An 11,884-nucleotide genomic window follows, 5' to 3' on the forward strand; every position below is an offset into this window, starting at 1 on the left:
GGACCTTTCGGTTGGCAGCATATATAAAGAGCGTCTGAGGGGTCTTTAAACTTCGCCTCGCCCTAGGGCAAGGGTGGCGCGCGCCCCCGTCTTGGAACCGTGGCGCGCAACCGGCAGCGATATCTTGCTTTTGCCACGCCCAAAGCGGTCTCGTCGCTTTATTTTTGCGGCATAATCTGGTAGGCACGAGCGCGTGTAAGAGATGGTTTGCGGTATGATGGTACGATGATCAGGCTTGCGGGGGTGACGACCGCAGATGATATTTTACGGGTGGCGCGCGACCAGCTGCGCTGCGCGGATGTGTTATTGACCCGTGTCGAGGAACCGACGCAGATTATTCTGGCGCGCGCGAACCCGCAGGGGGCCTTGATCCCCGAGAGCATCGACTATTCCATTTGCCAGCATGTGAAGGCTATGGATTTCCCCCTCGTGGTCGATGATGCGCTGAGTCATCCTTTGGTGCGGCTGAACCGCTCGGTCGTGGAGTGCGGATTGTTGTCCTACATCGGTGCGCCTGTGCATTTTTCCCGCGATGGCCTGCCAAGCGGGGCCGTCTGTGCCTATGAACACCGCCCCCGACGCTGGTCTGACACGGATATCTCGATGATCGTTGCGGCGGCGGGGCAGTTGGATCAATTATTTGCGGCAAGACAACTTGCGCCCGCGTTTTTATAGCGAATTTATTGCATCTTTTGCGAAGGCGCTTGTGGCGTTAGACCGTCGGGATGTTTGGTCATGCTTCCTTTTTTGCACATCCTGTGTCGTGTCACTTTCTGGCAGGGCTGATCGGCCGCTGGCGTCTGACGCGCGAGATTGCGGATTTCAGGGCCGGCACAGAGGCGCATCTGCGCGCGATTGCGGAATTTTCCCCCGAAAGCCCGCTGGATGCGCATCAGATCGCCCCGGCGCGCCCTGACGCGGGGGGCGTGCCCTTCGGGCTGGTGCTGCGCGAGCGGGGTGACCTGCACATCGCAGGCCACCCGCCGATGCCTGCAGAGCAAGGCTACCTGTGGCGCTCGCACCCACAGGGCGTGGCCGTGTTCTTTGGGGACGGGCGCAGCTTTCACAGGTTTGCGCTGCCACAGACGGCAGCGATCCCCGACCCGCAGGACGCCCCCAACGCCAGCCATTGGTGCGATCCCGACCACTACCGCGTGCGCTATGATTTCGCCGCACTTGCCCTGGGGCGGTGGCAGATGGTCTGGCACGTGCAAGGTCCGCGCAAATCCTACGAGAGCCGCAGCCTGTTCGAACGTCTCGCGCCCCCCAAGGCATAGGGGCCCCAAAAGCGGGATGCATTTTGGTCTGTTTGTGGGGGCGCTCTTGATCCCAATCCCTGATTTTGCAGCGAAAAAAATGATTTTCTGTGCTCGTTTGTCGTGCGCTCGACTTGATCGGCTCAACGTATTGGGGCATAGATTCGGTGAAAGCAACGGCGACAGTGGACCAGCGGGGTGGGATGACGTGACGACTGTAATGACGGATAAAGTGCTCGCCGAAACCATCGGTGCCTGTGAGGGATCGGCTTTGCGGGTCAAGGAAGCCGCACTGGTCGCCTTCGGGGTCGCATTGATCACTGTTTTTGCCAAAGTCTCGGTGCCGATGTGGCCGGTTCCCATCACCATGGGCACCTTTGCGGTGCTCTGTGTGGGGGCGCTGTATGGCCCGCGCTTGGGGCTAGTGACGGTGCTTGCCTATATGCTCGTCGGGGCAGCCGGATTTGATGTGTTTGTCGGCTCCTCCGCGCAGGATCATGGCTGGCGCTATATGACGGGCAGCACGGGCGGCTATCTGATCGGCTATGTGCTGGCGACGCTGACGCTTGGCATTTTTGCCCGCTTTGGCTATGCGCGCACGCCGCTGAAACTGGCCCTCGCGTTTTTCGTCGGCAATGTGATGATCTACGTCCCCGGAGCCCTGTGGCTGGGGCAGCTTTATGGCTGGGACAAGCCGATTTTTGCATGGGGCGTTGCGCCGTTCCTTCTGGGGGATGCGGTGAAAATCGCGCTTGCGGCGATGCTTTTGCCGAGGGGCTGGCAGGTGCTGGACCGCCTCCGGCGCTCGGGCGCAGCCTAGGGGATCTTTTGGGGGCGTGGCCATCGGGCCCCGCCCTTTTTTCTTGGCACCAGCGAGATGGGGGCGCGGCAAAGATGTGACGCGGGCTCAGGCCTTAGCGACAGAAACCTCAGCGCCGCCCGTTTATGGAGACAAGATAAGCAACCGGCTTGTCATCCAGACAAAGGAGACCCCCATGTGTCCCGCCAAGCCCGACCTCGGCAATCACCATGGCCCGCAGAGTACCGAACACCCGCACGATCACGACGGCGGCTTTGCCCGCGATCTGCCCAGGCTGCTGGGACGTCGCGGCATGTTGCGGCTGATGGGCGGGGTGGGCCTTGCCTCCCTGTCCGGCCTGCCCGCTGCCGCGCTTGAGTGCGTGGCGTTGCCGTGGGAAACCGCCGGACCCTATCCGGCCGATGGCACCAACAGCAAGGCGGGGCAGACCGTCAACGCGCTGACCCAAGAGGGCGTGCTGCGGCGCGATATCCGCAGCTCCTTTGGCGCCTACAGTGGCACGGCCAAGGGGGAGCGGCTTGAGCTTGAGTTGGTTTTGGTCGATGCGCAGGGCTGCACGCCCCTGGCAGGCTATGCGATTTACATCTGGCACTGTGATGCGGACGGGAAATATTCGCTGTATGATTTTACCGATCAAAACTACCTGCGGGGCCTTGCGGTCGCGGATCAGGCGGGAAGCGTCACATTCACCACCAACGTTGCGGGCTGCTATGATGGCCGCTGGCCCCATATCCACTTTGAGGTCTTTGAAAGCGTGCAGGCGGCGGTCAGCGGTGAGGCCTCTGTCCTGACGGCGCAGATCGCGCTGCCCCATGACGTGGTAGCAGAGCTTTATGAAACCGATGCGCTTTATGAAACCTCGACCCGTAACCTCGACCGGATCAGCCTTGCGACGGACAATGTGTTTGCGGACAACACGGAGGTCGAAATCGCACAGCAGACGCTGGCGATGAGCGGAACGCCCGAGACAGGCTATGCGGCCCGGCTGACCATTCCCGTCGACTTTGACGCCACGCGCAGTGCCGCGCTGGCGCGACCGCCGGCTGGCGGTCCGGGCGCAATGGGCGGGCGGCCTTTTCGCGGTGCCATGCCCCCCGCGCGGCCTGACGAATAGCCCGTGCCCCGAACGCTTCGGCCCCGAACGCTTCGGCCTTGAAATCGTTGGCCTTGAAAGCCCCAGTTTCACAGAGCGATGAAAGCGTGCCTGAGGGCGCGCTTTTCTTTTCGGGGCAGCCTTGGTGCCGTGGGCAATTCCTGCGGGTCTGAGAGGCCAAACCGAAAAAGGGCGCCCGATGGGCGCCCTTTTCCAATAATTTCTGCGACTTAGCAGGAGTAGTACATTTTGTACTCGATGGGGTGCGGCGTGTGCTCATAGGCATACACTTCTTCCCATTTGAGGGCCATGTAGCCTTCGAGTTGGGATTTGGTGAACACGTCGCCTGCAAGCAGGTAGTCGTGATCTTTTTCCAGCTCTTCGAGGGCTTCACGAAGCGAGCCACAGACCGTGGGGATCGCGGCGAGTTCTTCGGGGGGCAGATCGTAGAGATCTTTGTCCGAAGGCGCACCGGGATCGATTTTGTTCTTGATGCCGTCAAGGCCAGCCATCAGCAGCGCGGAGAACGCGAGATAGGGGTTGGCTGCGGGATCGGGGAAGCGCGCTTCGACGCGTTTCGCCTTGGGGGATTCCGACCACGGAATACGGACGCAGCCCGAGCGGTTGCGTGCCGAATACGCGCGCAGAACGGGGGCTTCAAAGCCCGGGATCAGACGCTTGTAGGAGTTGGTCGAGGGGTTGGTGATCGCGTTGAGCGATTTGGCGTGCTTGAGGATACCGCCAATGAACCACAGGGCCTCGTCCGACAGGTCGGCGTATTTGTCGCCTGCGAACAGGGGCTTGCCGTCTTTCCAGACGGACATGTTAACGTGCATACCGGTGCCGTTGTCGCCCGAGATGGGCTTGGGCATGAAGGTTGCCGATTTGCCGTAGGCTTGAGCCACGTTGTGGATGACGTATTTGTATTTCTGGATTTCGTCGGCTTGCTTGGTCAGCGAGCCGAAGATCAGGCCGAGTTCGTGCTGGCAGGACGCCACTTCGTGGTGGTGCTTGTCAACTTTCATGCCCATGCGTTTCATGGTCGACAGCATTTCGCCGCGCATGTCTTGCGCATCGTCAACGGGGTTGACGGGGAAGTAGCCGCCCTTGATGCCCGGACGGTGACCGGTGTTGCCCATTTCGTATTCGGTGTCGGAGTTCCAGGCGCCGTCGATGGCGTCGACCTGGAAGGACACCTTGTTCATGGACACGGAGTAGCGCACATCGTCGAAGATGAAGAACTCAGCTTCGGGGCCCATGTAGGCCGCATCGCCGATACCGGACGATTTGAGGTAGGCTTCTGCCTTTTCGGCCGTGCCGCGCGGGTCACGGTCGTAGGGTTCCATCGTGTCGGGCTCGACGACCGAGCAATGGATGCAGAGCGTTTTTTCAGCGTAGAACGGGTCGATATAGGCCGACGTCGTATCGGGCATGAGTTTCATGTCCGACTCTTCGATGCCCTTCCAACCAGCGATGGAGGAACCATCGAACATGAAGCCTTCTTCGAGGAAGTCTTCGTCGACCAGATCTGCGACGACCGTCACGTGCTGCAGCTTGCCGCGCGGATCGGTGAAACGGATATCGACGTAGTCGATTTCCTCGTCTTTGATGGTCGTGAGAACGTCTTTAACACTCATTTGACGTTGTCCCTTCAACTGTTATTGAGATTGATGTTCGACGAGGGGACAGCGTCCCCGCGCCCTCCCTTACAACGCGTCTTCGCCTGACTCGCTGGTGCGGATGCGGATGGCCTGTTCGACCGGAGACACGAAAATCTTGCCGTCACCGATCTTGTCGGTTTTGGCGGCGGTGATGATCGCCTCGATCGCGGCGTCGACCTGATCGTCGGATAGGACGACTTCGATTTTGACTTTGGGCAGGAAGTCCACGACGTATTCAGCGCCACGATACAGTTCGGTGTGGCCCTTCTGGCGCCCGAAACCCTTAACCTCTACGACGGAAAGACCCTGAACGCCGGTTTCCTGCAGCGCTTCTTTCACTTCGTCGAGTTTGAAGGGTTTGATGATCGCTTCGATCTTTTTCATGGACCTTCGACTCCTCAGATGGTTCGCTTGGTGTCAGACCACTTCTCTCAGGTGGCCACAATTATGATGGATCACCTGCACAGAAGGGCGCCAGTGAAACCCTCACGAATGCTTATCTTTTGTGCAAAGTGGATTCGCAATAGGCAGAATGAGAACTTTTTGGTGAGAAACGGGCAGAGCCACGCAGCGCTGCCCAAAATGACGCCGCTTAGCGGATCGAATTTGCCCGTATTGACCGAGAAACGGCAGTATCTGCGGATGAATTTATGAAAATGAAGAGGAAATGCCCATGTACGCCGACGCCACGCGCCTGAGCCTGACCCCTGCGGTGGTCGAGGCTCTGCGCAAGCCAGCCCAGGGGCACAAATACAGCTCTGGTCACGCCTTGGTGCTGGGCGGGGGGGCTGCGCAAACGGGGGCGGCGCGATTGGCCGCGCGCGCGGCGCTGCGAGTCGGGGCAGGGGTGGTGACCCTCGGCGTGCCACAGGCGGCGCTCGCAGAATGCGCCGCGCAGCTCACTGCGATCATGCTGCGCCAGATTGCCAGCGCCGCGGAGATCCGCGAGGCGCTGGAAGATGACCGGATTTCAGCCCTGTGCCTTGGTCCGGGCTTTGGAGTGGCGCGCGCGCAGGAGGTGCTGCCTGCGGTGCTGGCGACGCGGCGGCCCTGCGTGCTGGACGCGGATGCGCTGACGGCTTTGGGGGCGCTTGGCGAGGCGGGCGGGGGGCAGAGTGGCGGCTTGGCTGCGCTGCTTCACGGCGACTGCATTTTGACGCCGCATGCGGGCGAATTCAAACGGATCTGCCCGCAGATTGCCGCGCGTTTGGCACAGGATGACAGCCTCGCCACGCGCATCGCGGCGGTGCGCGCGGCCAGTGCCGATTTGGGCTGTGTTGTGCTGCTCAAGGGGGCGCAAACGGTGATCGCCACGCCCGACGGTGCGTGCAGCCTCAGTGATGCGACGGGCGAAAGCGCTGTGCCGTGGCTGGCAACGGCGGGGGCAGGCGATGTCCTGGCTGGTTTGATTACCGGCCTGCGCGCGCGCGGGTTTGCGCCGCGTCAGGCGGCAGAAACCGGCGCCCTGTTGCATGTTGCGGCCGCGCGCAGCTTCGGGGCCGGACTGATCGCTGAGGATCTGCCTGAAACCCTGCCGCAGGTGTTGCGCGCCTTGGGCGTTTGAAGGTCGCAGGCCCGGGTATTCAGGCTGGGTTTTTAGGCACGCACGCGTGCAGGCGCCTCAAGTTCAACCCCGCCCGCATAGAGGACATGGGCGCTGTCGAATTCCAGCGTCACCAGTCGCAGGCTGCGCGCGGGCGTCAGCGTGACATATTGGCCGTCAATCAATTTCGACACGGGGACCAAAGCCTGCGCAGCCCCGTAAAGCGCGCGGGCACGCCAGTCGCGGATCAGCAGCTTTTGCCGGGGCAGCAAGAAGAGCGGGCGATCGGGGCGATCATGCCCGAGCGCACCGCAGGCAACCTTGACAAGCGGGCTGGTCACCGGCTGGCTAAAGACGCGTTTGAGCGTCACCGCCCCGCGATCACGGGTCACCACCCGATCGCCCGCGTCCAGAAATTCAACCGGCAGCGCGCCGGAAAGGGTCATGATTTCGGTGCCTGCAACAATACCCCAAAGGGACACCTGCGTGCCCTCTGTCTCGGTTTGCTCAAGCCCTGTCGTCTTTTGCGACATGGGGCGCCTCAATTGCTCGTTTTTTATTAATCTCAGGGTAGTGCGGCAAATTGTTGCCACACAAGAAAAAATCGAAACCCTGCTCGATTGCGTCTTTGGGCTGGCGTAAGTGTCACAGCTTTGCTAGGAACCGGCGCAATGCGGGTGTGGCGGAATTGGTAGACGCACCAGATTTAGGTTCTGGCGCCTTTGGCGTGGGGGTTCGAGTCCCTTCACCCGCACCACATTGATTTCCCGACATTTTCTTGAATGACGGCGCTTTCTTGAAAGACGGCGTTGATTTTTCGTGTGGGCCGAGCGCGCAGCAGTTTTGCGGCTTTTGGCGCGCTTGGCGGCAAAAGCGGACGGTGGCGCGGTGCTCCGCTTGCGACTCTCTGGTCGACTCTCTGGCCCGACTCTTTGGCCCGACTCTTTGGCCCGACTCTTTGGCTCGACTCTTTGGCCCGAAAAAACACCGCCCGCTGTGATCGCAGCGCTTGCTCAGTCGGCGCCAAAGAGGTCGCGGGTGAAAATCTTGTCGTTTACATCGGCGATATCCGCGGTTTTGCGGTTGGCGATGATGACATCGGCGCGGGATTTGAACTCGGCCAGATCACGGATGACTTCGGAGCCGAAAAAACGGTCCTCCTGCATCACCGGCTCATAGACGACAACGGTGATGCCCTTGGCTTTGAGGCGCTTCATGATGCCTTGGATCGAGGACTGGCGGAAGTTGTCCGATCCGGCTTTCATCACCAGTCGATACACCCCGACGACCTGCGGTTTGCGCGCGAGGATCTGTTCGGACAGGAAATCCTTGCGCGTGCGGTTGGCGTCAACAATCGCGCGGATGAGGTTTTGCGGCACCTCCGAGTAATTCGCGAGCAACTGTTTGGTATCTTTGGGCAAACAATAGCCGCCATAGCCAAAGGAGGGGTTGTTGTAATGGTCGCCGATCCGCGGGTCGAGGCCGATTCCGTCGATAATCTGGCGGCTGTCCATGCCGCCCGCCATCGCGTAGCTGTCGAGTTCGTTAAAAAACGCGACCCGCATCGCAAGGTAGGTATTGGCAAAAAGCTTGATCGCTTCGGCCTCGTCGGGGTCGGTAAACAGGACGGCGGCGTCTTTTTTGACGGCCCCCTCGACCAGCAGCGCCGCAAAGGTTTTTGCCCGCTCGGAGCGCTCGCCGACAATGATGCGCGAGGGGTGCAGGTTGTCGTATAGCGCGCGCCCTTCGCGCAGGAATTCGGGGCTGAAGATCACTTGGGTGGTGTTCAGATCGGCGCGCAGGCGGCTGATATAGCCCACGGGCACGGTGGATTTCACCACGATGGTTGCGGTCTTATTCACGCCGATCACCGTTTTGATCACGTTTTCAACGGAAGAGGTGTCAAAGTAATTGGCGTCCGGGTCGTAATTGGTCGGGGTGGCGACGATGACAAAATCGGCCCCCGCATAGGCCGCTTCAGCGTCGAGGGTTGCGGTCAGGTTCAACGGGCGCGCGGCCAGAAATTCTTCGAGTTCCGCATCGATGATGGGCGACTGGCGCGCATTGAGCATATCGACCCGCTCGGCGGAAATATCGACCGTGACCACCTCGTGGTGTTGGGCCAGCAATACGGCGTTGGACAGGCCCACATAGCCAATTCCGGCAACTGCAATTTTCATCAAAAACTCCCACGGCGACTGGAAAAAGAGCGCATAAAAATATCAAGACAGCCAGATCGCGCCCCCTTGGCAACAGTGGCGCGCGATCGTGACACAAAGGATCCTGATTTTGGTAGCCCTGCGCGGCGCAACAGGCAAGGCTGCCGCGCGGGAGAGCGTGATGCTGTGGTATTTGCGCCGGATTTGCGGCGGGAGCACTGGGAGGACGCTTGTCTGGCCCTATTTTACAGCATTTTCGATTTTGCCGCGATAGGCCGTCAGCAGATCAAAGGCCCGTTGTGCGCTGTTGGCATGGGTCAGAATGCGCAGGCCTGCGGGCCGCCGACAGGGGCGCAGATGCACGACATCGCCGCCCTCGAAACTCACCCGAAGCCCATCCGTGCAATCAATGCTGTCGGCGCGGTTCTGGTCGCTAAAAAAGGTACGTCGCGCGCTGGAGGAGGTCGACAGGTCACCGACGAGGCGTTCGGCTTTGGCAGGGTCGATATGGGACATAAGGTCTGACTGTTTGAAACAGGGGGGCAGGCCTGCGACCAGATCCCCGACGCTCATGCGCGCCAGTCGTGCAGCGGCGAGGGTGGCGATGATCGGAAAAATGCCATCGCGCGTCATCAAAGGCGTGAGGGGCGCGCGCAAATCGGCGGTAAAGCCAAGAAACACCCCGCCGTTCGGCTCGAAACCGATGACACGCGCAGCGGGCGTGTCATGCTGGAGTTTGCGCATGGCCGCGCTGATATGGGCGGCGCCGACGGGCGTGAAGTGGACGGTGGCGATGTCGTCGATCCGCCGAACGACATCATTGCAGGCGACCGAGGTGCAAATTGTGTCCGCGTTCAGCATCCGCGCCGTCAGCACGCCCAGATGATCCCCGCCGATAAACCTGCCGTGCTCGTCGCTAAGCAGCGGGCGCTCGCCCAGACTGTCGGTCGATACCACCGTATCCAGCCAGCGCGCGCCGCAAAGTTCGGCCATGAGCGCGCGGGTGTCGTCGGGGATGGCTTCGGGGTCGGCGGGGCTGAAATCCTGCGCCCGCAGCAGGGGAATGGCCGTGGCCCCGAGGGCGGTCAGGATTTCGCTGAGCAGATCGCGGGCAACGGCGGCATGTTCATAGACCCCGACGGTGATATTGGTTAAGGCGTCCGACCCGAAGGCGTTCAGGTAGCGTGCGACATATCCGGCGCCGATGTCACGGTAGTCCTGACCGCCGCGCAGGGTTTTCGAAGGGGCGTAGGGCGTGTTTGCGCCCTGTGCGATGTCGGTGGCCTGCGCACAGGTGAGCGCTCCGGAGGGGGTGAAAAACTGCAAGCTGATGCTGTCTTGCGCGGCCGGCGCGCCACTTACCATGATGGCGCATCCGCTGCCTTGTGTGGCGGCGAGGGCGAGGGCGGGGCTTGGGGCGGGGTCGCAATCGACAACGTCAAACCCGAGGGCGCGCACTGTCATCGACACATTGCGCGCGACATGTGCGGCGCAGGGCGACAGGTCGCGGCTGACAAACACCTCTTCACGCTGCGCGCAGGTGGCCAGAAAGGCCTGGATGTAGCGGCCCAGCAGGTCGGCGGTCAGTGTCGCTGTGGCGGCGCGCAAGCCGCAGATGTCAAAGGCCGGAGCCAACATAGAGGATCCCCTGTGGGACGGTGGACATGAGTCGTTTGTGCCGTTGCGCGCGGGCGCGCCCTGTGCCTTCGGCGCGCGCGCAATGCGAAAGGTGCGGGCGCATGTCGGATATCCTTGGGCGCGCCACGATTTTGCGACGGTGGCGGTATCATGCGCGGCGAGAGGTTAAGGAAGCGTGAAGCGCGTCAGGGCGGGGCGATTACGCCTTGCAAGGCGGGCTTGCCCTCTCTAGAAGAGCGTCTGATTTATCAGGCTGCCCTCGGGTGGCCGTGAACCCTATCAGACCGGTCTTGCGGGTGAGGAGCCTGCACACACCGGGGCAGAATTAGAAACGAAGGACGCCAACATGCAGTTCACCGAGACCCTCAACGACGGTCTGAAGCGCGGCTATCAGATCACCATCACCGCCGCCGAACTTGACGCCAAAGTGAATGAAAAGCTGACCGAAGCGCGCGGCGACATCGAGATGAAGGGCTTTCGCAAGGGCAAAGTCCCGATGGCCCTGCTGAAAAAACAGTACGGTCCGCGTGTGATGGGCGAGGCCATGCAGGAAACCGTCGATGGTGCGATGAACGAGCACTTTGAAAAATCCGGTGACCGTCCGGCGCTGCAGCCCGACGTGAAAATGGACGAGAACTGGAAAGAGGGCGACGATGTCGTCGTCAACATGTCCTACGAGGCGCTTCCCGTGGTGCCCGACGCCGATTTGTCCGGTGTGAAACTTGAAAAACTCGTCGTCAAAGCGGGCGAAGAAGAAGTGACCGAGGCGCTGGCAAACCTTGCCAAGACCGCCCAGAACTTTGAAAAGCGCCGCAAAGGGTCGAAAGCCAAAGACGGCGACCAGATCGTGATCGATTTCCTGGGCAAAGTGGACGATGTGGCTTTTGACGGCGGCGCGGCCGAAGATTACCCGCTGGTGCTTGGCTCCAACTCCTTCATCCCCGGGTTCGAAGACCAATTGCTGGGCGCCAAGGAAGGCGACGAGCTGGACGTCAAGGTCACCTTCCCGGCTGAATACGGTGCGGAAAACCTTGCCGGCAAAGACGCTGTGTTTGCTTGCACCGTCAAAGCCGTGAACGCGCCTGCGGATGCACAAATCGACGACGAGCTGGCCAAGAAATTCGGTGCAGAAGACCTTGAAGGGTTGAAGAAAAACATCGCCGAGCGTCTGGAAGCAGAATATGCCGGTGCATCGCGCGCGATCATGAAACGTGGTCTGCTTGACCAGCTGGACGGCGTGGTAAGCTTTGAGCTGCCGCCCTCCCTGGTCGATGCCGAGGCAAAACAGATTGCGCACCAGCTGTGGCATGAAGAAAACCCCGATGTGCAGGGCCACGATCACCCCACCATCGAAACCACTGACGAGCACATGAAACTGGCCGAGCGCCGCGTGCGCCTTGGTTTGCTCTTGGCTGAACTGGGCCAGAAGCAAGAGATTCAGGTGACCGATGCCGAACTGACCCAAGCGGTGATGACGCAGGCGCGCCAGTACCCCGGTCAGGAGCGTCAGTTCTTTGAATTCGTTCAGCAAAACCCGCAAATGCGTCAGCAGCTGCAAGCCCCGATCTTTGAAGACAAGGTTGTGGACTGGGTCTTTGAGCAATCCACTGTGACCGAAAAGGAAGTCACCAAGGAAGAGCTTGAAAAAGCTGTTGAAGCGCTCGACGAAGAATAAGCGTCTCGACGTTGGAGATGTTGAAAGGTCGCCCCTTGG

At 60.8% G+C, this 11,884-nt stretch carries 11 protein-coding genes and 1 tRNA gene; 7 read left to right on the top strand and 5 right to left on the bottom strand.

Annotated elements, in window-relative coordinates; genetic code table 11:
• Window positions 1–225: 225 nt before the first annotated feature.
• The 4 genes from AQS8620_RS09155 to AQS8620_RS09170 all read left to right on the top strand — a co-directional run bounded on the left by AQS8620_RS09155 (window position 226) and on the right by AQS8620_RS09170 (window position 3,190).
• The gene (locus AQS8620_RS09155; RefSeq protein WP_085836552.1) at window positions 226–675 is read left to right on the top strand and encodes a GAF domain-containing protein; all 450 of its coding nucleotides are present in this window, start codon (window positions 226–228) and stop codon (window positions 673–675) included.
• A gap of 50 nt (window positions 676–725) precedes the next feature.
• The gene (locus tag AQS8620_RS09160; protein WP_143267489.1) at window positions 726–1,277 is read left to right on the top strand and encodes a DUF6314 family protein; all 552 of its coding nucleotides are present in this window, start codon (window positions 726–728) and stop codon (window positions 1,275–1,277) included.
• Between the two features lie 187 nt (window positions 1,278–1,464).
• Window positions 1,465–2,076 carry a biotin transporter BioY gene (locus AQS8620_RS09165; protein ID WP_370737889.1) on the top strand — a complete coding sequence of 204 codons (612 nt, stop codon included), beginning with the start codon at window positions 1,465–1,467 and terminating at the stop codon, window positions 2,074–2,076.
• A gap of 175 nt (window positions 2,077–2,251) precedes the next feature.
• A complete protein-coding gene (locus AQS8620_RS09170; protein WP_085836554.1) occupies window positions 2,252–3,190 on the top strand; it encodes a dioxygenase family protein in 939 nt (312 codons plus the stop codon).
• 209 nt (window positions 3,191–3,399) lie between these two features.
• Here AQS8620_RS09170 and glnA read toward each other — a convergent pair whose 3' ends face one another.
• Together glnA and AQS8620_RS09180 are read right to left on the bottom strand one after the other, a co-directional pair.
• Window positions 3,400–4,806 carry a type I glutamate--ammonia ligase gene (gene glnA, locus AQS8620_RS09175; protein WP_085836555.1) on the bottom strand — a complete coding sequence of 469 codons (1,407 nt, stop codon included), beginning with the start codon at window positions 4,804–4,806 and terminating at the stop codon, window positions 3,400–3,402.
• A 69-nt stretch (window positions 4,807–4,875) separates the two neighbouring features.
• The gene (locus tag AQS8620_RS09180; protein WP_085836556.1) at window positions 4,876–5,214 is read right to left on the bottom strand and encodes a P-II family nitrogen regulator; all 339 of its coding nucleotides are present in this window, start codon (window positions 5,212–5,214) and stop codon (window positions 4,876–4,878) included.
• A 289-nt stretch (window positions 5,215–5,503) separates the two neighbouring features.
• On the opposite strand from AQS8620_RS09180, the gene AQS8620_RS09190 reads away from it, so the two are divergent.
• Window positions 5,504–6,394, top strand: a complete 891-nt coding sequence (locus tag AQS8620_RS09190) for an NAD(P)H-hydrate dehydratase (RefSeq protein ID WP_234990438.1) — start codon at window positions 5,504–5,506, stop codon at window positions 6,392–6,394.
• Between the two features lie 32 nt (window positions 6,395–6,426).
• On the opposite strand, the gene AQS8620_RS09195 is transcribed toward AQS8620_RS09190, so the two are convergent.
• On the bottom strand, window positions 6,427–6,906 hold the full coding sequence (locus AQS8620_RS09195; RefSeq protein WP_085836559.1) for a Hint domain-containing protein: 480 nt from the start codon (window positions 6,904–6,906) through the stop codon (window positions 6,427–6,429).
• Window positions 6,907–7,046: 140 nt separating this feature from the next.
• Between AQS8620_RS09195 and AQS8620_RS09200 the strand changes: the two genes are divergently transcribed.
• A tRNA-Leu gene (locus tag AQS8620_RS09200) sits at window positions 7,047–7,130 on the top strand.
• 256 nt (window positions 7,131–7,386) lie between these two features.
• Here AQS8620_RS09200 and AQS8620_RS09205 read toward each other — a convergent pair.
• On the bottom strand, window positions 7,387–8,553 hold the full coding sequence (locus AQS8620_RS09205; RefSeq protein ID WP_085836560.1) for a nucleotide sugar dehydrogenase: 1,167 nt from the start codon (window positions 8,551–8,553) through the stop codon (window positions 7,387–7,389).
• 219 nt (window positions 8,554–8,772) lie between these two features.
• Window positions 8,773–10,170, bottom strand: coding sequence for a phosphohexomutase domain-containing protein (locus AQS8620_RS09210; protein WP_085836561.1), 1,398 nt, complete (start codon window positions 10,168–10,170; stop codon window positions 8,773–8,775).
• A gap of 346 nt (window positions 10,171–10,516) precedes the next feature.
• On the opposite strand from AQS8620_RS09210, the gene tig reads away from it, so the two are divergent.
• On the top strand, window positions 10,517–11,845 hold the full coding sequence (gene tig, locus AQS8620_RS09215; protein ID WP_085836562.1) for a trigger factor: 1,329 nt from the start codon (window positions 10,517–10,519) through the stop codon (window positions 11,843–11,845).
• Window positions 11,846–11,884 lie beyond the last annotated feature (39 nt).

This window comes from Aquimixticola soesokkakensis (assembly GCF_900172375.1).
Taxonomy (GTDB): Bacteria; Pseudomonadota; Alphaproteobacteria; order Rhodobacterales; family Rhodobacteraceae; genus Aquimixticola; species Aquimixticola soesokkakensis.